Raw genomic sequence first — 25,796 nt, 5'->3', positions numbered from 1 at the left:
GCGCCCGCCGCGCTGCAAGCGACACGCCCGATGAAAGCCTGTTTCCGGCGCCCGGCGACACATTTTCCTGTACTTGAATACCATATATTCATACATTCGTATTTATGAATATTGATGTCAGCGTCGCCATCGACGACATGAAGCAGAGCGCCGGTCACGCCAGCGCCTTCCTGCGCTCGATCTCGCATCCGCAGCGGCTCCTGGTGCTATGCCAGTTATCCGTCACCGAAAAATCAGTCGGTGAACTGGCCGAGTTGCTCGATATGCGCCAATCGACATTGTCGCAGCATCTGGCCCGGCTGAAGGGCGAAGGCCTGGTCGCGGCCCGCCGTGACGGCACGTCGGTCTATTATTCCCTGGCACGAACCGAGGTGCTGCCGGTGATCAATGCGCTTTACGAAGTTTTCTGCCGGACGGCGGCCCGATAATGAGCGTGCTGGCGCGCTATCTTCCAATTCTGGTATGGGGACGCGCCTATTCGCGGCGCGACCTGCCTGGCGATGTGACCGCCGGTCTGATCACCGCCATCATGCTGGTGCCACAGGCCATGGCCTACGCCATGCTGGCTGGCTTGCCGCCCCAGATCGGGCTCTATGCCAGCATCGCACCGCCGATCCTTTATGGCATCTTCGGCTCCAGCCGGGCGCTTGCGGTGGGTCCTGTCGCGATCGCGTCACTGATGACCGCCACTGCCCTCACGGCCCTGTCGCCGCCGGGCAGCCCGTCCTACATCGCCAATGCGCTCGTGCTGTCGTTCCTCATCGGCCTGATGCTGGTGGTGCTGGGCGCCGCGCGTGCGGGTTTCATGGTCAACTTCCTCAGCCATCCGGTGATTGCGGGGTTCACCAGCGCCGCCGCCATTCTGATCGTCATCAGCCAGATCAAGCATCTGCTGGGCGTCTCTGTGCCGTCGGGTGACACGGTCGAGACCATTACCGGTCTGTTCGGTCACATTGGCCAGACCAAGCTGGCGACGCTGTCCATCGGCGTCGGCACGCTGCTGGTTCTGCTGCTGATGCGCGAACCGCTGGCGCGCCTCCTTGGCCGCTGGAACCTGTCGCCTCTGACAATCCAGTTCATTACCCGCTCAAGCCCGTTGCTGGCCGTTATCGCAGGCATTGTCGTCACCGGCATGTGGCACCTGGACAGCACGGCGGGCGTCGCCATCGTCGGCACGATTCCGGAAGGGCTGCCGTCGCTGACCATGCCCAGCACCGACCTGACCCTGTGGCAGGCGCTGCTGCCGTCGGCGGCCCTGATCGCATTCGTCGGCTATCTGGAGAGCGTGTCCGTCGCGAAGGCGCTCGCCGGCAAACGGCGTCAGAAAGTCGACGCGGACCAGGAACTGATCGGCCTGGGCGCCGCCAACCTTGCCGCCGCCTTTACCGGGGCAAGCCCTGTCGCCGGTGGATTCGCCCGGTCGATGGTGAACTTCAGCGCTGGCGCCAATACACCGCTGGCGTCGATCCTCACCGCCCTGCTTCTGGCGTTTTCGGTGATGTTTCTCACGCCGCTGTTCCACTACCTGCCCCAGGCCGTCCTGGCCGCCACCATCGTGGTCGCGGTCGTCCAGTTGATCGAGATCGACAGCTTTCGGCGGACCTGGCGCTACAACAAGGCCGACTTCCTCGCCCAGACGGCCACCTTCGTCATCGTTCTGGCGATCGGCATCGAGACCGGCATCATCACCGGTATCGCGCTCTCGCTCCTGCTCTATCTGTGGCGCAGCAGCCGGCCGCATTTCGCGGTGGTAGGCCAGGTGGGCGATACCGAACATTACCGCAATGTAAAACGCCATGCGGTCCGCACCGACCCTGAGGTGCTGCTCTTCAGAATCGATGAGAACCTGTATTTTCCCAATGCGGGCTATCTCGAGGACAGCCTGCGCGCCGAGGTCGCCGCCAATCCCGAAATCCGCGACGTCGTGCTGATCTGCAGTTCGGTCAGCCTGATCGACGCCAGCGCGCTCGAGACATTGCAGGAGTTGCGCGAGACACTGCATGCCGCCGGCATAGTCCTGCACCTAGCGGAAGTGAAGGGACCGGTCATGGACCGGCTGGCGCAAACGTCGTTCATCGAGCACCTGGCCCCCGGCCAGATCTTCCTGTCGACCCACGATGCGGTGACGCATCTCAGGGCAAAGCTCTACGCCGATCCGTACGGCTCGGCCATCTGAGGAGAGAACTATGGAAATCGTCAATTTCACGCCCATTCCAGCACTGATCGGCGGCGCGATGATCGGTCTCGCCTCGGTCCTGCTGATGGGTCTATGGGGACGCATCGCCGGCATCAGCGGCATTCTGGGCGGCCTGCTGCCGCCGGCGCCCGGCGACACCACGTGGCGGCTCGCTTTTATCGTCGGCCTGATGCTGGGAGGGCTGGGTTTCGTCTTTCTGGGTGACGTATCGAGTATCGTCATCGAAGCCAGCACACCGATATTGATCGTGGCCGGCTTGCTGGTCGGCGTCGGCACCCGTCTGGGATCCGGATGCACCAGCGGGCATGGCGTCTGCGGCGTGGGACGGCTGTCGCCGCGCGGCATGGTCGCAACGGTCCTCTTCGTGGCGACCGGCATGGCGACCGTATTCGTCACCCGTCATGTGATTGGAGGCTGATATGGGACGGATTATCGCACCATTGCTCTGCGGACTCCTGTTCGGCGCAGGCCTTGCCGTTTCCGGCCTTGCCAACCCGGCCAAGGTACTGGCGTTTCTCGACATAACCGGCCAATGGGATCCCAGCCTGGTGCTGGTGATGGGCGCGGGCGTGGTGGTCTTCGCTGTCGGCTTCCGCCTGACGACACGCGCGGCGCGACCGCTTCTGGCCGAGAAATTCGAGATTCCCACACGGCGCGACATCGATTCCAGGCTGGTCATCGGCGCGCTGATGTTCGGTATGGGCTGGGGCCTGGCGGGATTCTGTCCCGGCCCGGCATTGACCGGCCTGGCATTCGGACTGACCAAGGTCTACGTCTTCGTTGCCGCCATGGTGGCCGGAAGCCTGGCTTTCGGGCTGTGGACGAGGTTCAGAACCTAGCCGTCCACCAGCGCGTCGGCACGGGCGACAAAATAGTACAGCCCGCGGAGTCCGAATGCGTCACGTAGCCCGCGCCGACGCATGCCGGCCTTTTCGAGAACCTTGTGCGAGGCAATGTTCTCGGGCCGGCTCACCGCGACGATCTCCTTGAGGCCAAGCTCCTCGAAGCCGTAATCCAGCAGTCGCCTGGTTGCCTCGGTGGCAAAGCCCCGGTTCCAGGCGATCACCTTCAGCCCATATCCCACTTCGATGTCCTCGCTGCCATCGAGATAGATCAGGACAACCCAGCCAAGAAACAGGCCGGTCTCCCGGTCGGTAATGATCCAGCGGCCAAGCGGGCCATCCATGGCCAGCGTTTCCAGCGCCAATTCATGGGAATCCTGCAACGTCATGGCGCCGTAGCCGATGTACTGCATGACCTCGGGATCCATGCCCATCGCCATCAGTTCGACCGTGTCGCTCTCTGCCTGTGGCCGCAGGACCAGCCGTTCCGTCTCAAATGTGGGCTTCATATCCCCTCACGCGGTCAGATATCGCCAGGCGTCGGTCCCATCCAGCAGGTGGCGCACCTTTTGGCGATCTCCCTGGGAGAGGGCTGCCAGCTTTTCGCGCATCACCTGAAGACAGCGGGCATGGTACTTCATTGCCTTCTGGGAATGAACCATTCCATCAAGCACGGTGATACTCAAGCGGTCCTCGCCGTTCTCGACAGCGCGCAGCGTGGCATCCAGGTAAGGCAGATACACTTCGCCCGCCAGCCACAGCAACTCACGGACCCCGTCGCACAGCGGCGCGTCTGGCGCAATCCACTCCCCTTCTACGCCCGAGGCGTCGTCGATGATGGTCAGCCAGGGCACCATGCGCCGGGACTGCTGGATCATCACCTTGAATGACGCCGGGTTCCAGAAGCACTGGTAGAGCTGGCCATAGAAGCCGAAATCGCCCAGCGACGGCCTCGAACCGAACAGGAAGTTCTGGTCGCGCAGCACCATGTCCCAGGCGCTGACGATACGGCCGAACATGCTCTCGATCAGCGGCACGTTCTGCGGCTCGATGCCGGCGACGGGCCATAGCGGCACCTGCCAGTCGCGGAACTTGTGCGCCGCTTCCCGCAACGCGTCGTCGCTGGCGGGACCGGTACCCGGATAAAGCATCAGATGGCCCACATAATCCGTGTCGCCGCCCTTTTCCTCGCCCACCCAGCGGTAGTGGAACATCATCTTGGTGCCCCATTCGTCGCCGAAGTCCTCCAGCAAATGCGCCAGAAAGGCATGAGCCGGATCGTCCGGCAGAATGGAGCGATCCCTGTGCCGTTCTTCCAGCAGATAGGCCATGGGGCTCGAATCCACATGCCAGACGTCCGCTGGCTCTTCGGGAAAGTGCACCTTGGGAATGATCGGCGGCCGGATGTGCTTGGTGCGTTCCTGGACCTCCCTGGTGTTGAGTATCCAGTCGTGCGGCAGGCGGCGATAGCGCAGGATCGCGCGCATTTTCACCGAGAACGGCGACGACAGCGAGCCGATCACCTGATATCTGCCCGTCATGGTGCCTGCCTCATGTTTCCTCCGGTGATGCGCTGCGGACAGAGTATGCAGGGCGGCCGGGCCGCGCCAGTGTCACTTGATTACAGCCCCCTGGGTTTCGGTCCGCCGGTGGCCCAGTCCAGCAACTCGACCGTATGCACGACCGGCACCGGCGCGCCGCTGCGCAATTGGGTGATGCAGCCGATATTGCCGCTGGCGATGACCTGCGGCGCGGTGGCGGCCAGGCGCTCCAGCTTGCGGTCGCGCAACCGGCCGGCGATCTCGTCCTGCAGCAGGCTGTAGGTGCCGGCCGAACCGCAGCACAGATTGGCTTCCTTCGGCTCCACCACCGTGAAGCCCGCCTGGCGCAGCAGGCTGACCGGTTGGCGGATCACCTTCTGGCCGTGCTGCAACGAGCACGCCGACTGGTACGCCACCCGCAATCCCGGCGGCGCGTCGATAGCGGTCACGCCCTCCACGGCAAGGAATTCCGAGACATCGCGCGTCAGCGACGCGATGCGCTGGCCGCGCGCGGCCCAGGCCGGATCGTTGGCCAGCACGAAGCCGTAATCCTTCAGCATGGTGCCGCAGCCCGACGCGTTGGCGATGATGGCGTCCAGCCCTTCCCCGTCCAGTTCCTTTTCCCAGGCCTCGACATTCGCCTTTACCCGCGCATGGGTCGGCGCCTCCTGGCCCAGATGATGGGTGATGGCGCCGCAGCAATAGGCCTCGTGCAGGACGACGACCTCGCAGCCGTGCCGGGTCAGCAGCCGGATGGTCGCGTCGTTGATGTCCGGGCCGATGGCCTGCTGCACGCAGCCCATCAGCAAGCCGACGCGGGCGCGCCGCTCGCCTTGCGGCGCAATTCGCCGGTCACGATCGAGCGGTTCGCCAATGGGTCCATCGGGCGCGGTCCGCACCATGGCCTGCAGCCGCGCCGGCAGGAAGTCCACCACGGGCCGCGCCAGCTTCGCCAACCGCAGCGCCCAGCCGAACGGGCCCGGGCGCGGCAGCAGCCAGCCCAGCATCCGGCGGGTCAGCCGGTCGGGCAGCGGCCGTTCATAGGTGTTCTCGATATGCACCCGGGCGGTGTCGATCAGATGCATGTAATTGACGCCGGACGGGCAGCCCGACTGGCACGCCAGACACGACAGGCAGCGGTCCACATGCAGCACCGTGTTATCGTCGGCGGGCTTGCCGCCTTCGAGCATCTCCTTGATCAGGTAGATTCGGCCGCGCGGACTGTCGAGTTCATCGCCCAGCAGGGTATAGGTCGGGCATTGCGGCAGGCAGAACCCGCAATGGACACAGGTCCGCAGCGCCTTCTCGGCCTCCCGCAGTTGCGGGTCCGCAAGTTGTTGATCCGAAAAGAGTGTCCGCATTCAGGCCGCGCCGGGCAGTGAAACAGCTCCCATCCGGCCGGGATTGAAGATGCCGCTGGGATCGAACCCAGCCTTAACACGCGCTGACAGTTTGGCAAGGGCTTCCGCCTGCGGCTGGAACACGGCCTCCTCGCGGCGGACGGCTTCCGGGGCGCGGACCAGCAGGGCATGCCCGCCCTCCTTCATACCGGCCCGGATGCGGGCGCCCTGCCCGGGCGCAGCCGATTCGTAGCCCAGCCAGACCAGGCCGCCGGCCCAGTCCATCTGCCAGGACTCGGCGCCCGAGGCGGCGACAACGGCCGCGCCGCTGCTGGGAGGAACGGAAACCCGCCAGACCACCTGATGATCGGGCGGCAGCAGCCACGCATCGCGCACTTCCACCCAGAATCGCCCGGAATTCACGCTGTGAAGTTCTTCCAGCGGACCGAACGGCGCCAGCAGCGTCTTCAATTCCTCCATGCGGTGCGCCACCGAGACGCCGTGGCCTTCGATTCTCACCGCCGTGATCGCCCGGTCGGCACGGCTCACATACGACACCTGCGACCGCGCCGCCTCGGCGGCCGGTATATGGGCAAGTCCCGATGCCTCGAACGGACTGTTGGCGGCCACGGTCAGCGCCTCGACCGCGCGTTCCGCCTGCAGACCATGGATCAGCAGCGTGTAGGTTTTCTCCGGTGCCGGCAGCACTTTCAGGGTGATCTCGGTAAACGCACCCAGTGTGCCATAGGCGCCGGTCATCAGTTTGTGCAGGTCATAGCCAGTGACATTCTTCACCACCCGGCCGCCCGACTTGAAGCTTTCGCCGCGACCGTTGATCGCATGGGCGCCCAGCACGAAATCGCGCGCCGCGCCGGCCTTGACCCGCCTCGGCCCCGAACTGCCGACCGAAATGGCGCCGCCGATCGTGCCAGGCTTGCTCTCGCCCGCCAGCAGCCAGCCCCAGTCCAGCGGCTCGAATGCCAGCATCTGGTTCCGTTCGGCCAGCAACTGGTTGACGTGCTCGAGAGGCGTGCCCGGACGGACCGAGATCACCAGTTCCTCGGGCTCGTAAAAAACCACACCGGCGATCGCCGAGAGATCGACCCTGGCGGGCGCTCCATCACCCTTCAGGGCGACCGGGCATCCCAGTCCGCGCTTGGAGCCGCTGCCAACCAGTTCCAGCGGCAATGCCTGCGCCGCCGCCCACGAAATGAGCTCGGCCAGTTCGTTCTCGTCGGTCGGTTTGTATGCGCTCGTCATGTCCCGATAAGACCAATTTTCGCCGCACTGCACAAGTGTTTGCATCAGCAAATGTGCGGGTTTGATCTCGATATCGCGTCAGTTCGTGACGTCAATATCTGTTACATTTATTGCCCTTATGGGACTTTCGCAACAATATGTATCAGAAACGCGGCAGGTCGGGGAATGCGCTGGCGCCCTTGTGCACGTGCATTGCACCCAATTCCGCGCAGCGGTGCAACGTGGGAAAGACCTTGCCCGGATTGAGGTGCTGCCCAGGGTCGAACGCACACTTCAGCCGCTGCTGCTGCTGCATGTCCAGATCGCTGAACATTTCCGGCATCAGGTCGCGCTTTTCCGTACCGACGCCGTGTTCACCGGTCAGCACGCCGCCCACCGAGACGCACAGCCGCAGGATATCGTGGCCCAGATGTTCGGCCGCCTCCATCTCGCCCGGCACGTTGGCATCGTAGAGAATCAGCGGGTGCAGGTTGCCGTCGCCCACATGGAACACATTGGCGATGGTCAGCCCCGAGTCGCGCGACAACTCGCCGATCCGCGCCAGCACCGGCGCCAGTTTGTTGCGCGGAATGGTGCCGTCGAGCACGTAATAGTCCGGCTTCATCTTGGCGGCGGCGGGAAACGCCGACTTGCGGCCCAGCCAGAACAGTAGCCGCTCTTCCTCGGACTGGGAGGCGCGCACGCCGATGGCGCCGTTCCGGGCGGCGATGGCGGTCACCTGCTCGATCAGGTAGTCAACCTCGGCGGCCGGACCGTCCAGCTCGCAAATCAGGATGGCGGCGGCGTCGGCCGGATAGCCGGGCGCACAATATTCCTCGACCGCGTCGATGGTGATGCGGTCCATCATCTCCATGCCGGCCGGGATGATGCCCGACGCGATGACGTCGGCGACGCAGGCGCCGCCTGCCTCGATGCTGTCGAACGACACCAGCAGGGCGCGCACGGTCTCGGGCTTGGGCAGGATGCGGACGGTGACCTCGGTGATCACGCCGAGCAGCCCTTCCGAACCGGTGATGATGCTCAGCAGGTCGTAGCCTTCAGGGTCGAGGTGCTTGCCGCCGACGCGCAGGACTTCGCCGTCCATGGTCACCAGCTCGACGCCGAGGATGTTGTTCACCGTCAGGCCGTATTTCAGGCAGTGCACGCCGCCCGAGTTCTGCGCCACGTTGCCGCCGATGGTGCAGGCGATCTGGCTGGAGGGATCGGGCGCATAATAGAACCCGTCGTCCTCGACAGCCTTGGTGATCCCCAGATTGGTCACGCCCGGCTGGGCGACGACGACCCGGTTGGCATAATCGATATCGAGGATGCGGCTGAACTTGGTCATGGCCAGCAGCACGCCGCCCGGCACCGGCGTCGCGCCGCCGGAAAGCCCGGTTCCCGCGCCGCGCGGCACCACCGGCACGCCGAATTCCTTGCACAGCTTCAGCACCGCGGCCACCTGCGCCGACGTCTCGGGCAGCACGACGATGCCCGGCATCTGCCGGTGCATGGTCTGCGCGTCGGTCTCGAACGGCTTGCGCGCCACGGTGTCGGTGACGACGCACTCCGGCGGCAGCACCCGGCGGAAGCGGGCCGCGAGCGCGGAGAGATCGGCGGCGACGGGTTCGAGTGTGGCAATGTTCATGGAGGCACTATACTCCCGTCCCTGCTGGTTGGAACACTGCATGACTGGATTGATCACGCACAAGGGAGCCTGTCATTGCGGCGCGGTGGCTTTCGAGGTGGACGCGCCAGCCGAGGTGACGGTGCAGGACTGCAACTGCTCCATGTGCCGGATGACCGGCTACCTGCACCTGATCGTGCCGGCCTCGCGCTTCCGGCTCCTCCGAGGACAGGACGCGCTGACGACCTACACGTTCAACACCGGCACGGCGAAGCACCTGTTCTGCCAGTATTGCGGGATCAAGTCGTTCTATGTGCCGAGGTCCAACCCGGACGGATACTCGGTCAATTTAAGATGCGTGGATCAGTTGACGTTCAGGGCTGTGACTGTGGAACCGTTCGACGGCGAGAACTGGGAAGAAAATGGCGACAAGTTGAGGCATTTGAGTTCGGAGTAGCTGCTTCCCCAAGCCGTCATCCCGCCGAAGGGCGGGATCCAGACCGGGCAATCAAGCCGTGAAATCCGCAGAGAGGTCGCGCCACTCGGGATTCATCTCCTCGACGATCCGCAGCTTCCAGAGGCGGTTCCATTCCTTGAGCTGTTTCTCGCGGGTGATGGCGGTCTCGGCGCTCGCGTGCTGTTCGTACCAGACCAGGGTGTGACATTTGTACTTCTTGGTGAAGCCGTCGGCAGTGCCGTGTTTGTGCTGAAAGACGCGCCTTACGAGGTTGCTGGTGACGCCGATGTAAAGAGTGCCGTTGCGCTTGTTGGCCATGATGTAAACGGCAAAAGACTTTTCCGACTTAAGCATAGTCTGGCGACGGCTGCGATTAATCGCTTGAACATAGCCGAATAAGGCACCGCACTCACCCTATTCGTCATTCCGGCGAAGGCCGGAATCCAGACTGGGCAATTCGGGTCAACCGCGCAGGACAGCGCATTGACTGTCAAGTCTGGATCCCGCCCTTCGGCGGGATGACGCTGGAGGGGTGGCGACACCGGAGTCAAAACTTCACCGGCCAGTTCGACAGCCGGTGCTCGCCCACGCCGCCGGGCCTCGCATGCGCCGCCAGCGCCCGGATGATGAAATCCCGCGTCTCCAGCGGGTCGATCACCGCCTGGGTCGCGAACGCCTCGGCGAAGTCGAAGGCGGAGGTTTCGCCGGAGACCGCCTCCAGCATGGCGCCGAACTTCTCCGGGTCGTCCTCGTGCTTCACGCCGTGGACCACGTTCACCGCCGTGGCCGGATCCATGAAGCTGATCTCGGCACCGGGCCAACATGCGGTTTCGCTGGCGCGGCCCACGAACATGTTGTGCATGGCCATTCCGAACGCCTTGCGCAGGATCACCGTCACCGTCGGCACGGTGACCTGATCGAGCGCCAGGATCCAGTTCATGATCTTCGCACCCAGCTTTTCCTTCTCGCCGGCGCGCCCGATGAAGAATCCGGGCGTGTCGGCGAGGAACACCAGCGGCACATTGAAGCTGTCGCACAGCACGATGAACGGCAGGATCTTGTCGCAGCCTTCCGCATCGAACGCGCCGCCCTTGAACATGGGATTCGAGGCGACAATGCCGACGCTGCGGCCACCGATGCGCGCGAAGCCGGTCACCGCCACCTTGGCGAAGCTGTCCTTCAGCGGAAACCACGAACCCTTGTCGGCGATGATCTCGATCGCCTTGCGCATGTCGTAGACCTTGTTGCGCTGCTCGGGGACCACCTTGAGCAGCCGTTCCTGGTCTTCGCCCGATCCTGCGGGCACCGGCGCATCGGGCGGCGGCTCGCCGTTGTTGGACGGCAGGTAGGACAGGAATCGGCGGATGATCGCGAGCGCCTCAGCATCGGTCTCGGCGACGGCGTCGATCATGCCGGTCTGCCGGGCATGGACCCGCCAGCCGCCCAGTTCCTCGGGGTCGATGGGTTCGCTGATCGCCACTTCGGTCACCCGCGGCGAGGCAACGCCCATGATGGCGCCTTTGCGCATCACCACGAAGTCCGAGACCATGGCTTGCCAGGTGGACCCGCCGAAGCTCTGGCCCAGGATCGCCGATATCCAGGGCACGTCCCTGCCCTTCTGATAGCTGCCCGAGGCAAAGCCGGTGATGGTGTCGGCCATGCCGCGCGCGCCCATGGCATCCGGGATGCGCGAGCCCGAGCACTCGCCCAGCTCGATCAGCGGAAAACCCGAGCGCTGGGCGGACTTCTTGATGTAGCCGTGCTTCTTGCCGGCGATGGCCGCCGAGGACGCACCAAGCACGGAAAAATCCGAGGCGCAGACGCCCACGCGCCGCCCGTCGATCTCGCCGAACCCGCTGACGACGCCATCGGCCGGGGTCTTCTCCCGGACCTCGGGCCGGTCGGCGACGGCAAGCAGGCCGATCTCGTGGAAGCTGCCCGCGTCGAGCAGCGCGTCGACCCGCTGGCGCGCATTGAGTAGGCCGCTTTCCGCCATGCCCGCGAGGATGCGCGGCGAGCCCATGGCCTTCGCCTTGTCCTGCCGGCGGCGCAGCTCGGCGCGCTTGTCGTCGAAGCTCATGGTTCCTCCCCTGCTTTGGCGGGAGCCTAGCAGTCACGCCCGGGCCGCGCTAGGATACCGCCCGGTAAGCGGGCCTGGGGAGGACGCGGATTATCATGAAGTTCAGGAATTTCTCCGAGCGGGAATACGACCACGAGACCGGCTGGCGGATCAATCCGGACGCCGGCGAAAACGAGCCCGAGCGCAAGTTCCCCTATATCGACAACGGCACCGGCCTGATCGACGCCGGCCGGTACCATGACCCCGGCTTCGCGCAGGCCGAATGGGAACGGCTCTGGGCGCGGGTCTGGCTGATCGCCGGCCGCGCCTCGGATATCCCCAATGTGGGCGACTGGTTCAGGTTCGACATCGGCAACCAGAGCGTGATCGTTGTCCGCGCCGACGATGGCATCCGCGCCTTCCACAATGTCTGCCACCACCGCGGCAATAGGCTGGTCATGGCCGATTTCGGCCATGGCGAGCATTTCACCTGCGCGTTCCACTCCTGGCAGTGGAACATCGACGGCAGCCTCAACCGGATCACCGACCGCGACACCTTCCGCGACGCGATCGTCTGCGACGAGCCGCCATTGTCGCCGGTGGCGCTCGATCAGTGGGGCGGCTTCGTGTTCATCAATCTCGACCCGGCGCCGTCACAGCACCTGACGGACTACCTGGGCGCGCTGCCCGCCCAGCTGGCGCCGTTCCACTTCGAGGACATGGTGGTGGTGAAGGACGTGGAGACACGCTGGCCGGCCAACTGGAAGGTGGCCCTCGATGCGTTTCTCGAGAGCTACCACGTCCACTCGATCCACGCCGAGATCCTGCCGTTCTACGATGACTATCACCAGCAATGGGATCTGCTGGAGAACGGCATGAGCCGGATGCTGATGGAATTCGCAACCGTCAGCCCGCGGCTGGAGGATCAGGAAACCATCAATGACGGCCTGAAGATGATGCTGGCGGATGCGGGTATGGACCCGGACGCCTTCACCGGCACAGCCGGTCAGGTGCGCAAGGCGATCCAGCAACACAAGGTTCCGGCCTATGCGAAGGCGGGTAAATGGTTCGACGGGCTGACCGAGAACCAGGCGACCGACGACTGGGCCTATTTCATCTTCCCCAACGTGACCCTGAACATTCACCCGGAAGGGTTCCTGTTCCAGCGCTTCCGCCCGGACCCACGTGATCCCGAGCGATTCGTCTACGACGTGCAGGTGATCCTGCAACCGGTCGATGACGCCAAACCGCCGGTCTATATGGGCGTTGAGGACGGCACCGACTGCTCCGGCCGCACCCGGCCCGAGCGCCAGCACATCCGGCACGGCGAGCCGGGCCTGGGCTTCGTGCTCGAGCAGGATTCCATGCTCGTGCCGGTGGTGCAGCAAGGCCTGCGCTCACGGGCCTTCAAGGGCATGCGCTTCAGCGAGCAGGAACAACGGCTGCGGCATTTCCACCGTGAACTGGACCGGTATATCGCTGGTGAGAAGTAATACTTACCTAAATCTTCATTGCCGCGCACGCGTGAACCCAGCTATTCGTAGAACACCGTTGATTCCACGCGGGCTGTGAAAAAATAATTTTTTCGTTCTATGGAGCGGCGGACAAGATACCTTCCCTTCTCCATCTTTGTCCTCGCGTGTACGGAGATGACGAATATTTCTGAATACTAAGTCCTTACTTCCGCGCCACATAGATTGAGAACGACGGCACTTTGTGCTCGTTGATCCAGGGATAGCCGTCAGCCTCCGACCCCATCGGCTGGTGCAGCCGAACGACCTGGAGACCAGCGTCGGCGAACATCGTCCGGTAGTCGGCGTCGGTCCAGTAATAGTCGGTCAGTTCCAGCCCCACTTCCGTCAGGAACACGCGCACCGCGTTGCCGGGCTGGCAGTTCCGGTTCTCCGGATAGTCGACCTTTACCGTCAGCCATTCGAAATCGTAGAGCCGTTCGGCGCCGATGAGCAGCACGAAGACGCCGCCGGGCTTCAGCACGCGGCGAATCTCGGCGGCGGCCTCGGTCATGCCTTCAAGCGTCGGAATCTCGAAGAACACCAGCGACGAGAAAGCCAGGTCGACGCTGTCGCCGGGCAACGGAATGCGCCCGCCTTCGATGCGCCGGTAATCCCCGCCGGGATCGAGTTCGCGCGCAGCCTCCAGCATGGCGTCCGAGATGTCGATGCCGGTCACCTCGTAGCCGAGCCGCTTGAGCAGCCGGCTCGAGCGGCCCGCACCGCAGCCATAGTCCAGCGCCCTGCTGCCCGAGGCACATTGTGAGATCAGCCAGGGAACGTCGCGGAACGCCAGATACATGGTGCCGGTGAACTCGGCGCGGCCGTACTCGTCCGCGGTATCCGAATAGTCGTTCGTGGGGCCCGCCGCCGTGGACATTAAGCGCCCGGCTGGAGACTGGCGATTACCGGCTGCACCTGGAACACTTCCCAGAACTTGACGATCTTGCCGTCGCGAAAGGTGAAGATGTCGACCTTCTGCTCCTCGCGGATACGGGTGGAGCCTTTCGAGCGGAAGCTGATCCTGCCCAGCAGGGCGATCTGCTCGTCATCCACAATGTGGTCGATCGCCTCGAATCCGACAACATCGACCGCATTGGCGACCGCGTCGAAAAAGGCGACCACGCCGGCCTTGCCGTGCCATTTTCCCGACCAGGGCAGCGCGCCCGATTCGCCGATCGAGCACCATTCGACATCGTCGGAAACGGCATTCAACAACGGCTCATAATCACCTAACAGACGCCGGGAAAAGATGAATTTAATCAAGTCCACATGACTGCGTGCGGCGTTCATGCCCCCCCCTCAGTATGGACCCCCTCGATGGGACGGTAGTCTACAACCGAAGGACGAGCTTGGCGATGATGTCGCGCTGGACCTCGTTGGAGCCGCCGAAGATCGACGATGCGCGCTTGTTGAGATAGGTGCCGATGGCGGGCGGCGCGTATTCGGGGCCCGGCAGCCAGTCGTTGATCTCGTAAAGCGGACGCCCGCCAGCCGGCATGGGCGTGGCGTAGTAGTCGAGCGCCTCGATCATGAGTTCGCTCATGCGCTGGCCCAGATCGACCGAGGTCGACTTCATGATCGAGGATTCGGCGCCCGGCGGCTGGCCGGCGGCGAGCTTCGACATCATGCGCAGTTCGGTGATTTCCTGCGCCATCACGCCCACTTCCACCTTGGCCATCTCGGCGGCGAAATGCGGGTCGCGGGCCAGCGGCTGGGTGCCGTCCACCTGCGACGACACGACCATCTTCAGCTTGGCCAGCGCCGCCTTCAGATATCCCGACGATCCGCCGCCGCGCTCGAACTCCAGCAGGAACTTGGCATATTCCCAGCCCTGGTTTTCCTCGCCGACGCGATTTTCGAGCGGCACACGCACGTCATCGAAGAACACCTGGTTGACCTCATGGTCGAGACCCATGGTGATGATCGGATCGATCTTGATGCCCGGCGTCTTCAGGTCGATCAGCAGGAACGTGATGCCTTCCTGCTTGCGGCCGGAACTGTCGGTGCGGACCAGGCAGAAAATCCAGTCGGCATGATGGGCATGGGTCGTCCAGATTTTCGAGCCGTTGACCACGTAATGGTCGCCGTCGCGCACCGCGCGCGTCTTCAGTCCGGCCAGGTCCGAACCGGCGCCCGGCTCGGAATAGCCCTGGCACCAGTAATGTTCGCCGTTGAGGATCTTCGGCAGGAAGAAATCCTTCTGCGCCTGGGTGCCGAAGGTAAAGATCACCGGTCCCACATAGCGGATGCCCATGGGAATGATGCCCGGCGCGCCGGCCGCGGCGCATTCCTGCTGGAAGATGTAGCGCTGGGTGGCGGTCCAACCGGTGCCGCCATATTCCTTGGGCCAGAAATAGGCCAGCCAGCCCTTCTCGTAGAGCTTCTGCTGCCACTTCTCGGCAACGTCCTTCTCGACGAAGACGGTGGTGGTCTTGTCGGTGGCGCGCTTGAGCTCGTCGCTCAGATTTTCCTTCAGGAAAGCGCGCACCTCGTTCTGGAACGCGAGATCCTCGCCCGTATAGGTCAGGTCCATGTCGGATGGCTCTTCTGCAGTCGCGGATTTTCGCGCACTATAGGCACGCGCCCGACAGATGCAAACGTTCTTGCGGCGATGCTAGGCGACGAGGCGCTGGGCCAGCTGCTCGAACCGGGCCGCCAGCGGATACATGTGCTTGTACTGCAGTATCTGTTTGCCCACGAGTTTCAGCCGGTCCTCGAATCTCAGATTGGTGAACGGCGGAATCAGAGGCGTATTGAACGGCTTCATGTCGCCGCGCTGGAACTCCAGCGCCATGCTGAGACGCGGATGCCGGGCAAAGCGCGTGGTGCGGCTACCCCAATGCAGCACCGCCTGGTTCCAGCAGAAATAATCGCCGGGCTGGCCGGGCATCGCCCGCACGCTGGGGAGATCCACCTTCCATTCCTTCTCGCGCTCGGTGCCGTATACCGGATCGAGATTGGCGGGCAGGATGTACATGCAGCCGTTCTGCGGATGCGCCTCGGTCAGCGGCGCCCAGACGGTCAACGACAGCGGGACGTTGTTGGGCCCCAGCGCCTGGCGGCCCTTGTCGCGGTGCGGCCGCCAGCCGGCTTCGCCCTGCGCCGGGTCCACATGCCAGGTCCAGAAATCCGGCAGGACGGTGTAGTCCTTGCCCAGGAAATGGGTGAGCATCGGATTCAACGAATAGAAGCACTTCCAGGTTTCATCGAACAGGAAGATGAAGGCCGGCGGAATATCCAGCGTGTTGCACGTGAACACCGCCTCGGCCAGCAGCGGGGCATATCTGGCGAAGGTCTCGTTGCGCTCCTGAAAGTAGCCCTCCTCCAGCATCCGCTCGGTATGCAGGCGGCGCGTGTCGGACGGCAGCACGCCGGTATCCCTGTCCCAGGCCTGGAGATGGCTGTTGATGCTCAGCTTCGGGAAATGGGCGTGCCAGAAGGCGGGGCTGTACAATTCATCGACACGGGCGTCGATGGTCAGCGTGTTGCCCGTATCCATCACGGTCATCGTCGGTCCACTTCTCGGCTTGCCGCACAGGCCCGGTTGGCGTCCCCGCGCTGCTGCCGGGCGTCGCACCAATATACGGTCGTTGGCCCCGATGCAGCAAGTCGCCGCGCGCGACGGCCGGACACGCCTGCGCTATGATGCCGGCTGGCAATATCGGGGAGGATTGCGCATGCCGAGTATTCTGGTGACAGGCGCGAACAGGGGTCTTGGCCTCGAATTCGTCCGGCAATACGCGGCAGACGGCTGGCGGGTCTACGCCTGCTGCCGCGATCCGGGCATGGCGGCCGACCTGCGTACGCTTGCCGGAGGGTCAAACGGCCGGATCAGCGTCCACGCCCTGTCCATCGGCGATCCGGATTCGATCCGCGCGCTGGCCGCCGATCTGGCAGACGATCCCATCGACGTGCTGGTCAACAACGCCGGCACCTATGGCCTGATCGGCTTTGCCGAGGGCGGCATGCAGGCGCAGGCGCTCGGCAGCATGGATTATGACAGCTGGCAACATACCTTTGCCATCAACACTATGGCGCCGCTGCGCATGATCGAGGCGTTCATCGGCAATGTGGCCAGATCGGACCAGAAAAAAGTGTTCACGGTCTCGAGTTCAATGGCATCGATCGGCGATCCGGCGGGCGGACACCTCGCCTATGGCTCGACCAAGGCCGCCGCGAACTTTCTCATGAGTACCCTGGCGCTGGAACTGCGCGGTCAGGGCATCACCGTGATGTCGCTGCATCCGGGATGGGTGGAAACCGGGATGGGCGGCGAGTCTGCGCCCCTGAAACCGGCCGAGAGCATCGCCGGCCTCAGGCAGGTGATCGCCACGGCATCCCTGGCGACGACGGGACGTTTCATCGGATGGGACGGAAACCCGGTTCCCTGGTAGGGCGGCCGGAAGGGCTAGAACATCCCCATGGCGCCGCGCGCCTTCTTTTCCAGCGGGCCGGTGATCAGCACCTCGATCTGGTCGCCCTCGACGCGGATCGTATAGGTCTTGATCGGCGCCCAGGCCGGCGGGCCGAAGCTGCCGTCCACCAGGCTGAAGCGGGCGCCGTGAAGCGGACACATGATGTGATTGCCGCGGATGCGGCCGCCTTCCAGCGTGGCATCGGCATGCGAGCACAGATTCTCGACCGCGTAGAAGTCGTCGGTTTTGGTGCGCGCGATCAGGACATCATGGCCTTCGATCTGGAAGGCCTTGCACTTGCCCTGGTCGATGTCGGCCGTCTTGGCGACGGGATAGTAGGTCCCTTCGGACATCATGCTTCTCCGATAACGATTTTGCGGATGACATAACCGCTGACGCGACTCAAGGCAAGCCAGCCTTGACGCTGTTGTCAGGATGCGCTGAGACGCTTGCGGCTCGCAATAGCCCAGAATGCGAAAATCGCCGACACGCCATTGCCGACGACGATGAACCCCAGAACCGGCCACACCGTGGAATGATCGAAGGCGCCCTGCGCCTGCGCGGCGATGGTGCCGAAGGTGAATTGCAGGAAGGTCATCATGCCGGCGGCAGTGCCGGTCATGCGCGGCGATGCCGACAGGGCGCGCGACGTCGACGTGGGCAGCACAAATCCCGCGCCGAAACCGTTGATCACAGCCGGGCCGAACAGGCACAGCGGATGGTTGATTCCCACCCCGAACAGCACGACCGACGACGTGACGCCGACGCCGATGACCGCGAAGCCGATCATCAGCAGAGTGTCGTGGTCGAAGGTTTCGGCGACACGGGCGGTGATGAATGCGCTCGCCATCATCCCCAGGCCGCCCGCGCCCAGATAGAATCCCAGCTGGTCCGGCGCGATATTCCAGGCTTCCTCAGCCACATAGGGCACGCCGCTCATCATGCCGAAGAACGACACCATGATGAACGAGCCGGACAGGGTGTAGAGCACGAAGGCCGGCGATCGCAGCACGCTGAGATAGGCGCGCACCAGCGAGATGAAGTCGGGCAGCGGGACCGGATCCTTCAGGGTCTCGGGGAACCGGAACGCGAGCCACGTCAGCACCATGAAACCCAGGCCGCCCGAAACCTCGAAAACCATGCGCCAGCCAAAGCTGTGCACCAGAAAGCCGGAGAATGCCGGCGCCATGATCGGCGCGATCATCACGATCATGGTCAGATAGGCGAGAATGCTGGTGGCCTTCTCGTGACTGTGAAGGTCGCGGATCACCGCGCGGGAGATGACGATGCCCGCCGAACCGCCGATGCCCTGCACCACCCGGCCCGCGATCACCATACCCGCGGTTTCGCCGAACGTGCCCATCAGGCTGCCGATGACGAAACAGATGACGCCAACGATCAGCATGGGCCGCCTGCCGAAACGGTCGGCGAGCAGACCGAAAAACAGGGTGGAGATGGCGATGCCGCCCAATGTCGCGCTGACCAGCAGCGCGGCGGTCGAGGCGGGAATGTCAAAATATTCCTTGATCGGGGCGATGGCCGGGATGATCAGGTGCATGCCGAACGGTCCGAGCGCCGAAACGGCGACCAGCTGCACGGTCAACCACCTGCCCGACGATTTGCCTGTCTTGATCACGCTCTGCCTGTTGCCGCCTGCCCGGTTGCGGGCCGGAAAAATTGGGCGCCCTGAATTTCTGGAGAGGGAATTAGAGCGGTGCGTGCCTTAGCACGGCGAGCACGGGGTCACCAGAATCAAAAACTGCAGGCCTGATTATTTGCCATCGCGCTTCTTCCGGCGTTCCCGTGAATCCTGCTAAGGTTGGCGGAATCCGCGTCAATGGAACAAACGGGAGATCCTGCCATGCTGCTCGAGAACAAGATTGCCATCGTCACCGGCGGCGGCAGCGGCATCGGCCGCGCCGCGGCGATCGCCATGGGCCGCGAAGGCGCCACCGTGGTCATCGGCAACCGCTCGGCCGACAAGGGCGAAGCGGTCTGCCATGAAATCCAGCAGGCGGGCGGCAAGGCGCTGTTCCACCGCACCGATACCTCGGTCGCCGAGCAGTGCGAGGCGCTGGTTGCCCGGGCGGAGAAGGAATTCGGCCGGCTGGATCTGGCCTTCAACAATTCGGGCATGTTCCATGAAACCCTGGTGCCGATCCACGAGATGAGCCTGGACGAATTCAACCGGGGCACCGACCTGAACTACAAGGGCACGTTCTACTGCATGAAATACGAGCTGGCCGCCATGGTGCGCGCCGGCGGCGGCGCCATCGTCAACAATGCCTCGATCTACGGTGTGAAGGCGATGCCCGGCCTGAATTGGTACACGGCGGCCAAGCACGCGATCATGGGGCTGACCAAGTGCGCCGGCCTCGAATATGCCGACAAGAACATCCGGGTGAACGTGATCTGCCCCGGCAACACCAAGACGCCGCCCATGGATGCCGCCACCGGCGGCAATGACGAGGTGTTCGCCCAGGTGGTGCCGATGAAGCGCCTCGCCTCGCCCGAGGAGATCGGCGACGGCGTCGTATTCCTGCTTTCGAGCAAATCCTCCTACATGACGGGTGGCGCTCTGCACGTGGATGGCGGCATGATTGCCTCCTGACGAGACTTTCCTGGGGAGGAAAATTGGTGAGTGCCGTAACGCCGTTCCGGGTCGATATCCCGGATTATGAACTGGACCGTATCAAGCGCCGCATCCGTGAATATGAGTGGTTCGAGGAGCCGGTCGACGCCGGCTGGAAATATGGCTGCAACCAAGCCTATCTGCGCGAGCTGACCGACTACTGGCTGAACGAATACGACTGGCGCCAGGCCGAAGCCAGGTTGAACGAATGGCCGCAATTCACTGCCAGTGTGGACGGCATCGACATCCATTTCGTCCACGAGAAGGGCTCGAATCCCGATAACCTGCCCATCATCCTGCTGCATGGCTGGCCAGGCTCGTATTTCGAGCTGCTCCACCTGACAGGCCCCCTCGCCCATCCGGAACGGTTCGGCGGCAAGGCCGAGGACGGGCGCGACGTCATCATTCCATCGCTCGTCGGCTACGGGTTCTCAGGCCCGCCGCCCAGGCCCATCGGCCCCCGCGCCCAGGCGGTCTTCATGAATGGGCTGATGACCGGGGTGCTGGGGTACACGTCCTATGTCGTCCAGGGCGGCGACTGGGGCGCCCTGATTGCCGGCTGGCTGGGATTCGATCACGGCGCCGACAAGGGCGGCGCGGTCAAGTCCATCCACATGAATCTGATCGGCGTGCGGCCCGGCGGCAATGCGCCCGCCGGTATCGCGGGCCTGGCGCTGGCGCCCGAGACACCGGAAGAAAAGGAATGGGCGGCCCGGGCCGAGGCCCGGATGGCCGTCGAGCGCGGCTATTTCATGGTCCAGGGCACCAAGCCCCAGTCCCTGTCCTATGCCATGATGGACAGCCCTGTGGGCGTGGCTGCCTGGCTGACCGAAAAGTTCCACACCTGGTCGGACCTGTCCAACGAGGGTAAGGAAGGCGGCCACATCGAGAACGTCTACAGCAAGGACAAGCTGCTGACGAACATCATGCTCTATGTGGTGACGCGCCGGTTCAACACGGCAGCCTGGCAGTATTACGGCGTAGGCACCGAAGGCGGCTTCGCCTTCCCGCCCGGCCAGCGCTGCGAGGTGCCGACCGGTGTCGCGTCCTATCCGCGCGAGATCGCGCCGGTGCCGCCCCGGTCCTACGCCGAAAAGGGCTACAACGTGGTGCACTGGAAGGACCAGCCAAAAGGCGGTCACTTCGCCGCGTTCGAGCAACCGGAAATCTTCCTCGAGGACTTGCGAGAGTTTTTGAAAAAGTGGGGATAGACTTTTGATATTGCTCGTCATTCCCGCGCAGGCGGGCACCCGGTTCTTCGCAGGGCCGGAGCATTCGACGACGAGCCGCGCCCCTTCCCCTTCTGGAGTCCCGCCTGCGCGGGGATGACGAGGTTTGTTTGCAGCGCTTCACCGTGGATATCCCCGATCATGACATCGAACGGATCATGGCCCGCGTCCGGGCCTATGAATGGTTCGAGGAACCGGACGATGCCCAATGGCAGTACGGCGCCAACGGCCGCTATATGCGGGCGCTGTGTGCCTACTGGCTGGACGGGTTCGACTGGCGCAGGGCTGAGGCAAGCCTCAATCGGTTTACCCAGTTCGTGGCAGAAGTGGACGGCCGGCCGATCCACTTCATCCATGAAAAAGGTTCAGGGTCTTCCCCTACCCCATTGATACTGCTTCATGGTTGGCCGGGCTCGTACGTCGAGTTCCTGGAGTGCGTCGAGCGGCTCGCCCATCCTGAGCGCTTCGGCGGCGACGCCGAAGACGGCTGCGACGTGATCGTGCCGTCGCTCATCGGTTACGGCTATTCGGGCAAGCCGCCTGCCCCGGTCGACCCTCGTGAGCAGGCCCGTTATATGAACGGCCTGATGACCGATGTCCTGGGCTACGGCTCCTACGTGGCGCAGGGCGGCGACTGGGGCAGTTCGATCGCCGCCTGGATGGGCTTCGACTTCGGCGCCGACAAGGGCGGCGCCTGCAAGGCCATCCACATGAACATGTTCGGCCTGCGCCCCGGCGGCGATTTCCGCAACATCTTCGGCGTGGGCGTCGCCCGGCTGGAAACACGCGAGGAGAAGGACTGGGCCCGCGAGGCCGCGCGCCGCGGCGACGGCCGCTTCGGCTACATGGTGCTGCAATCCACCAAGCCTCAGTCCCTGTCCTACGCCATGATGGACAGCCCGGTCGGCATCGCCGCGTGGATCACCGAGAAGATGCAGGCCTGGGGCGACCGCACGGGCACCGGCAGCGACGATCCGGTGTTTTCCAGGAACCAGATTCTGACCAATGTGATGATCTATCTGACCAGCCGCAGCTTCAACACGGCGGCCTGGCAATACCGGGCGGTGCGCGACAGCGGCAATTCGGTGATGCCGCAAGGTCGGCGGGTGATGGTCCCCGCCGGATTCGCCGACTATCCGGGCGAACTGGCGCCCATGCCGCCGCGCTCATACCTGGAAAAGGGCTATGCGAACGTGGCGTATCTGAGCGCGCCGACCAGCGGAGGACACTTCGCAGCACTGGAGAAACCTGTATTTTTTTGCAATGACTTGCAGAACTTTATGAAAGTCGTTTAGAAGACTCTGCCTCGCTGCCCAACCGGAACTCGCCGCGGCCGTTGCCGCGCAACGCATCGCCCAGGCCGCTGCGAAGCCAGTCCAGCGCGCCTGCATCACCGCGCAGATGGGCGTCCCAGAATGCGAGGGATATGGACCGGATGAACTGGAGATTGCGCAGCTCGCGCCTGTTCGCCACGCCGGTTTCGGCCCGTCCGCCGGGAAAGGTCAGGTGATCGGCCCCTTTCAGCACGATTTTGTACTGCACCGGAGCGTTGGTCCAATAATACGGCCGCACCCGGTCCGCAGGCGGCGCCGGCGTGTCCCAAGAAAAATCCCGGCTTCCTCCCATGAAGCATACGGGCACGCGGACATCGCCATAGACCGGCGCCAGATTCCCCGGCGCCACCGATGGCCCGAGGCTATAGACCATGGCAGCCTTCAGCCTGGCGTCCCGGTACGACAGGCGCGCCGGGCCGATGCGCTCTCCGATCAGCGCCATGGCGGTCCTGGCGCCGAAGGAATGACCGCAAATGCCGATCCGCTCGCCGTCGATGTGTCCGGCAAGTGCCCCGGTGCTGTTCCAGCCAAGCATCTTGTCGAGCAGGAAACCCATATCGAGGAAGCGGTTACGCGGCCTTTCCGGATCGCGGATGGCGTCGCGGATATAGGTTCGTGGATCGGGAACGGTGGCGATGTCCTGCGGCAGGACGAACCGGTCGCTGTCGGTTGAGCGGATGTTGACCGCCAGATATCCCGCGCGCGCCAGGTGCTCGGCGATGTAGTACGCCGAGGGTGTCGCCGGAAACCGGCCGCCCCAATTCATCGGCGCCGAGTAGATCACCACCGGAAGCAGGCCATCGGGCCGCGCGGGCCGGTGCAGCGAATAGGTCAGCCCCAGGCCGCGCGCCTCGTCGTACAGCGATCCGCTATCGCTGCAAATATCCGCCGGACTGCGTGATCCTGCATAAGGATCGTGCGGCAACGGACCGGAACAGGTCAGGTTGTCCCACGGCGCCAAGGTGCGGCGCGCCGCGCGCATGACCGGAACCCCCGGCGCCAGCAGCGTGAACAGCCGCACCCGGAGAGGCCTAACCGACGGGCTTGAGCTTCTCGCGGTACATGCGCCCCTTGGCGGCGTAGCCCTGGCCGGATTTTTCCAGCTGGCGGATATCGGCCTCGGTCAGTTCCCGGACGATCCTGCCGGGCGCGCCGAGCACCAGCACCCCGTCCGGGATTTCCTTGTTGTTGCCGATCAGCGTGTTCGCGCCGATCAGCACATTGCTGCCGATCTTCGCGCCGTCGAGAATGACCGAGCCGATGCCGATCAGGGTGTTGTCGCCGATGGTGCAACCATGAACCATGGCCTGATGGCCGATGGTGACGTTGCGCCCGATGGTGCAGGGGAAACCTGGATCGGCGTGCAGCACGGCGCCGTCCTGGACGTTGCTGTCCTCGCCGATGGTGATGACGTTGTCGTCGCCCCGTATGGTCGCGTTGAACCAGACACTGGCGCCCTTCTTCAGCACCACCCGTCCCATGACGTCGGCGCTCGGCGCCACCCAGATATCGTCGCTTTCGAGCGTGGGCTGGTGGTCTCCAATGGCGTAGAGGGGCATGGTCAATCCTGTTTCGATTCGTGCTGGCCCTAGCCTACGGGCTTCTTGCATAGTGCGGCGACGAAATTTCCGAGTGGGGGAGAACGACATGCCGGGAGTGCTGGACGGTGTACGGGTGCTGGATTTCGGCCGCTACATCGCGGGACCGTACTGCGCCACCATGCTGGGCTATCTGGGCGCCGAGGTGATCCGGGTGGAGAAGATCGACGGCGGCGAGGACCGCTATGTCTATCCGCTGTACTGGAACGAGGACGGCTCGGAAGGCAATGGCAGCATGTTCATGCAGATCGGCGTGAACAAGAAATCGGTGACCCTCAATCCGGCCAAGCCCGAGGGCCGCGAGATCGTCAAGCAGCTGGTCCGGACCGCCGACGTGGTCATCGCCAACCTGCCCATGCCGGCGATGAAGTCGCTGGGCCTGGATTACGACTCCCTGGTGCAGATCAAGCCGGACATCATCCTGACCAGCATCTCGACCTTCGGCCCGACCGGCCCCTATGCCAACCGCGGCGGCTTCGACGGCATCGGCCAGGTGATGTCCGGCGCGGCGTGGTTCACCGGCACCATCGGCAACCCGGTGAAATCCAACGCGCCCTGGGTGGATTTCGGCACGGCCCTGTCCAGCGCCTTCGGCACCCTGGCGGCGATCATGCATCACAGGGCGACCGGCGAAGGCCAGGAGGTCGGCGGCGCGCTGCTGCGCACCGGCCTGACGCTGATGAGCGGCCTGCTGATGGAGCAGGCAGTCCTGAACATCAACCGCCAGCCCAGCGCCAACCGGGTGCAGACCTCGGCCCCGTCGGACATCTACAAGACGAAGGACGGCCACATCCTCACCCACACCGTCGGCGACGCCCTGTTCGCCCGCTGGGCCCGGATGATCGGCGAGGAGGAAAAGTGGGTGAACGACCCTCGCTTCCAGTCCGACCAGACCCGCGGCGACAACGGCACGGTGATCGGCGCGCGCATGGCACAGTGGTGTGCCGAGCGCACCACCGACGAAGCCATGGCCGCCTGCGAGGAATTCGGCGTGCCGGCCGGCCCGGTGCTGACGCCGTCCCAGGCGCTGGCCGACCCGCAGGTCCAGGCCATGGGCGACCTGTTCCCCATGAAGGTGCGCGGCCACGATATCACCGCCCCGGTCGCCGGCCCGCCGTTCCGGCTGTCGAAGACGCCCGGCGTAATGGCTGAAAGCGCCCCCACCCTGGGCCAGCATACCGACGAGATCATGCACGAGCTGGGCTATGGCGACGCGCAGATCGCCGACCTGCGGGCAAAGCGGATCATCTGAGGCCGCGTCCCCGGCGGCGCCGACTTAATGATGGCGCCGCCCCCCGCACCGGCTAGAATGGCGGGACGCAAGGGGAGAAGGCATATGAACGTTGAACTGCTCGATCACGTGACGCTCAACACGCGGCATCTCGACGACTGCATCCGCTTCTACAGCGAGGTGCTGGGCATGGAGAACGGCCCCAGGCCCGATTTCGGCTTTCCCGGCGCGTGGATGTATCTGGAAGGCCGACCGGTGGTGCACATCATGGCGCTCGACAATGCGCGCGGCGGCACCAGCGGGCCGATCGACCACATCGCCTTCCGCTGCAAAGGCTTCGACGAGGTCAAGGAGCGGCTGGTGAAGGCCGGCTACGAGCCGGGCCAGAACATCGTCGCCGACTTCAAGATCAAGCAGCTCTACATCGACGATCCCGACGGCGTGAAGATCGAGCTGAACTTCGTCGGCGAATAGCCAAGAAACCAACAAAAATGTTTGTTTCGGTTGGAGAGCGGGCCATCCTTATGCTAGGGCTCGCGCC

Annotated in this window: 27 protein-coding genes; 12 read left to right on the top strand and 15 right to left on the bottom strand. The window is 64.1% G+C overall.

Translation table 11 applies throughout. The features are described from left to right. Window positions 1-104: 104 nt before the first annotated feature. The 4 genes from WJU21_RS00315 to WJU21_RS00300 are packed head-to-tail and all read left to right on the top strand — an operon-like array spanning window position 105 to window position 3,036. On the top strand, window positions 105-428 hold the full coding sequence (locus WJU21_RS00315; RefSeq protein ID WP_346321389.1) for a metalloregulator ArsR/SmtB family transcription factor: 324 nt from the start codon (window positions 105-107) through the stop codon (window positions 426-428). After that, window positions 428-2,176 (top strand): sulfate permease, encoded by a 1,749-nt coding sequence (sulP, locus tag WJU21_RS00310; RefSeq protein WP_346321388.1) that lies wholly within the window; start codon window positions 428-430, stop codon window positions 2,174-2,176. The genes WJU21_RS00315 and sulP overlap by 1 nt, the downstream gene beginning before the upstream one ends. 10 nt (window positions 2,177-2,186) lie before the next feature. Further along, window positions 2,187-2,615 (top strand): YeeE/YedE family protein, encoded by a 429-nt coding sequence (locus WJU21_RS00305; RefSeq protein ID WP_346321387.1) that lies wholly within the window; start codon window positions 2,187-2,189, stop codon window positions 2,613-2,615. A 1-nt stretch (window position 2,616) separates the two neighbouring features. After that, window positions 2,617-3,036 carry a DUF6691 family protein gene (locus WJU21_RS00300; RefSeq protein ID WP_346321386.1) on the top strand — a complete coding sequence of 140 codons (420 nt, stop codon included), beginning with the start codon at window positions 2,617-2,619 and terminating at the stop codon, window positions 3,034-3,036. Here WJU21_RS00300 and WJU21_RS00295 read toward each other — a convergent pair. From WJU21_RS00295 to WJU21_RS00275, 5 genes are all read right to left on the bottom strand, one after another. Then, entirely contained in the window at window positions 3,033-3,548 is a 516-nt protein-coding gene (locus WJU21_RS00295) for a GNAT family N-acetyltransferase (RefSeq protein WP_346321385.1), read from the bottom strand. The two genes, WJU21_RS00300 and WJU21_RS00295, sit on opposite strands and share 4 nt — an antisense overlap. Before the next feature lie 6 nt (window positions 3,549-3,554). Beyond that, a complete protein-coding gene (locus tag WJU21_RS00290) occupies window positions 3,555-4,580 on the bottom strand; it encodes a glutathione S-transferase (protein ID WP_346321384.1) in 1,026 nt (341 codons plus the stop codon). 80 nt (window positions 4,581-4,660) lie between these two features. Continuing rightward, complete coding sequence (glcF, locus tag WJU21_RS00285; protein ID WP_346321383.1) at window positions 4,661-5,941, bottom strand: glycolate oxidase subunit GlcF; 1,281 nt, start codon at window positions 5,939-5,941, stop codon at window positions 4,661-4,663. Further along, entirely contained in the window at window positions 5,942-7,180 is a 1,239-nt protein-coding gene (locus tag WJU21_RS00280) for an FAD-binding protein (protein ID WP_346321382.1), read from the bottom strand. A 142-nt stretch (window positions 7,181-7,322) separates the two neighbouring features. Continuing rightward, entirely contained in the window at window positions 7,323-8,807 is a 1,485-nt protein-coding gene (locus WJU21_RS00275; protein WP_346321381.1) for an FAD-linked oxidase C-terminal domain-containing protein, read from the bottom strand. Window positions 8,808-8,847: 40 nt separating this feature from the next. On the opposite strand from WJU21_RS00275, the gene WJU21_RS00270 reads away from it, so the two are divergent. Continuing rightward, the gene (locus tag WJU21_RS00270; protein ID WP_346321380.1) at window positions 8,848-9,243 is read left to right on the top strand and encodes a GFA family protein; all 396 of its coding nucleotides are present in this window, start codon (window positions 8,848-8,850) and stop codon (window positions 9,241-9,243) included. A gap of 51 nt (window positions 9,244-9,294) precedes the next feature. On the opposite strand, the gene WJU21_RS00265 is transcribed toward WJU21_RS00270, so the two are convergent. After that, the gene (locus WJU21_RS00265; RefSeq protein WP_346321379.1) at window positions 9,295-9,561 is read right to left on the bottom strand and encodes a GIY-YIG nuclease family protein; all 267 of its coding nucleotides are present in this window, start codon (window positions 9,559-9,561) and stop codon (window positions 9,295-9,297) included. Window positions 9,562-9,790: 229 nt separating this feature from the next. Next, window positions 9,791-11,323: a carboxyl transferase domain-containing protein gene (locus WJU21_RS00260; RefSeq protein ID WP_346321378.1), complete on the bottom strand. Its 1,533-nt coding sequence runs from the start codon at window positions 11,321-11,323 to the stop codon at window positions 9,791-9,793. Window positions 11,324-11,418: 95 nt separating this feature from the next. Between WJU21_RS00260 and WJU21_RS00255 the strand changes: the two genes are divergently transcribed. Continuing rightward, window positions 11,419-12,795 carry an aromatic ring-hydroxylating dioxygenase subunit alpha gene (locus WJU21_RS00255; protein ID WP_346321377.1) on the top strand — a complete coding sequence of 459 codons (1,377 nt, stop codon included), beginning with the start codon at window positions 11,419-11,421 and terminating at the stop codon, window positions 12,793-12,795. Between the two features lie 184 nt (window positions 12,796-12,979). On the opposite strand, the gene WJU21_RS00250 is transcribed toward WJU21_RS00255, so the two are convergent. The 4 genes from WJU21_RS00250 to WJU21_RS00235 form a co-directional block, all read right to left on the bottom strand. Further along, window positions 12,980-13,693: a class I SAM-dependent methyltransferase gene (locus WJU21_RS00250; RefSeq protein WP_346321376.1), complete on the bottom strand. Its 714-nt coding sequence runs from the start codon at window positions 13,691-13,693 to the stop codon at window positions 12,980-12,982. Then, window positions 13,693-14,106, bottom strand: coding sequence for a nuclear transport factor 2 family protein (locus WJU21_RS00245; protein ID WP_346321375.1), 414 nt, complete (start codon window positions 14,104-14,106; stop codon window positions 13,693-13,695). The genes WJU21_RS00250 and WJU21_RS00245 overlap by 1 nt, the downstream gene beginning before the upstream one ends. 40 nt (window positions 14,107-14,146) lie before the next feature. Beyond that, on the bottom strand, window positions 14,147-15,349 hold the full coding sequence (locus tag WJU21_RS00240; protein WP_346321374.1) for an acyl-CoA dehydrogenase family protein: 1,203 nt from the start codon (window positions 15,347-15,349) through the stop codon (window positions 14,147-14,149). Between the two features lie 81 nt (window positions 15,350-15,430). Continuing rightward, window positions 15,431-16,324: a phytanoyl-CoA dioxygenase family protein gene (locus WJU21_RS00235; protein WP_346321373.1), complete on the bottom strand. Its 894-nt coding sequence runs from the start codon at window positions 16,322-16,324 to the stop codon at window positions 15,431-15,433. Window positions 16,325-16,493: 169 nt separating this feature from the next. On the opposite strand from WJU21_RS00235, the gene WJU21_RS00230 reads away from it, so the two are divergent. Next, complete coding sequence (locus WJU21_RS00230; protein WP_346321372.1) at window positions 16,494-17,210, top strand: SDR family oxidoreductase; 717 nt, start codon at window positions 16,494-16,496, stop codon at window positions 17,208-17,210. 14 nt (window positions 17,211-17,224) lie between these two features. Here WJU21_RS00230 and WJU21_RS00225 read toward each other — a convergent pair whose 3' ends face one another. After that, the gene (locus tag WJU21_RS00225; RefSeq protein ID WP_346321371.1) at window positions 17,225-17,584 is read right to left on the bottom strand and encodes a Rieske 2Fe-2S domain-containing protein; all 360 of its coding nucleotides are present in this window, start codon (window positions 17,582-17,584) and stop codon (window positions 17,225-17,227) included. Window positions 17,585-17,661: 77 nt separating this feature from the next. Next, window positions 17,662-18,867, bottom strand: a complete 1,206-nt coding sequence (locus tag WJU21_RS00220) for a multidrug effflux MFS transporter (RefSeq protein WP_346321370.1) — start codon at window positions 18,865-18,867, stop codon at window positions 17,662-17,664. 201 nt (window positions 18,868-19,068) lie between these two features. Between WJU21_RS00220 and WJU21_RS00215 the strand changes: the two genes are divergently transcribed. The 3 genes from WJU21_RS00215 to WJU21_RS00205 all read left to right on the top strand — a co-directional run bounded on the left by WJU21_RS00215 (window position 19,069) and on the right by WJU21_RS00205 (window position 22,387). Then, window positions 19,069-19,842 (top strand): glucose 1-dehydrogenase, encoded by a 774-nt coding sequence (locus WJU21_RS00215; RefSeq protein ID WP_346321369.1) that lies wholly within the window; start codon window positions 19,069-19,071, stop codon window positions 19,840-19,842. A 26-nt stretch (window positions 19,843-19,868) separates the two neighbouring features. After that, window positions 19,869-21,074 carry an epoxide hydrolase family protein gene (locus WJU21_RS00210; protein WP_346321368.1) on the top strand — a complete coding sequence of 402 codons (1,206 nt, stop codon included), beginning with the start codon at window positions 19,869-19,871 and terminating at the stop codon, window positions 21,072-21,074. 128 nt (window positions 21,075-21,202) lie between these two features. After that, on the top strand, window positions 21,203-22,387 hold the full coding sequence (locus WJU21_RS00205; RefSeq protein WP_346321367.1) for an epoxide hydrolase: 1,185 nt from the start codon (window positions 21,203-21,205) through the stop codon (window positions 22,385-22,387). On the opposite strand, the gene WJU21_RS00200 is transcribed toward WJU21_RS00205, so the two are convergent. Both WJU21_RS00200 and WJU21_RS00195 read right to left on the bottom strand, forming a co-directional pair. Beyond that, on the bottom strand, window positions 22,371-23,447 hold the full coding sequence (locus tag WJU21_RS00200) for a hypothetical protein (protein ID WP_346321366.1): 1,077 nt from the start codon (window positions 23,445-23,447) through the stop codon (window positions 22,371-22,373). The two genes, WJU21_RS00205 and WJU21_RS00200, sit on opposite strands and share 17 nt — an antisense overlap. Window positions 23,448-23,457: 10 nt before the next feature. Further along, window positions 23,458-23,985, bottom strand: coding sequence for a gamma carbonic anhydrase family protein (locus tag WJU21_RS00195; protein WP_346321365.1), 528 nt, complete (start codon window positions 23,983-23,985; stop codon window positions 23,458-23,460). Window positions 23,986-24,073: 88 nt separating this feature from the next. On the opposite strand from WJU21_RS00195, the gene WJU21_RS00190 reads away from it, so the two are divergent. Next, a complete protein-coding gene (locus WJU21_RS00190; protein WP_346321364.1) occupies window positions 24,074-25,276 on the top strand; it encodes a CoA transferase in 1,203 nt (400 codons plus the stop codon). An 84-nt stretch (window positions 25,277-25,360) separates the two neighbouring features. Continuing rightward, complete coding sequence (locus tag WJU21_RS00185) at window positions 25,361-25,729, top strand: VOC family protein (RefSeq protein ID WP_346321363.1); 369 nt, start codon at window positions 25,361-25,363, stop codon at window positions 25,727-25,729. Window positions 25,730-25,796: the final 67 nt, after the last annotated feature.

This window comes from Emcibacter sp. SYSU 3D8, from assembly GCF_039655875.1.
Lineage (GTDB): Bacteria > Pseudomonadota > Alphaproteobacteria > SMXS01 > SMXS01 > RI-34.
The sequence above is the reverse complement of the archived record's forward strand: the minus strand, read 5'-3'. Positions and strand labels throughout refer to the sequence as shown.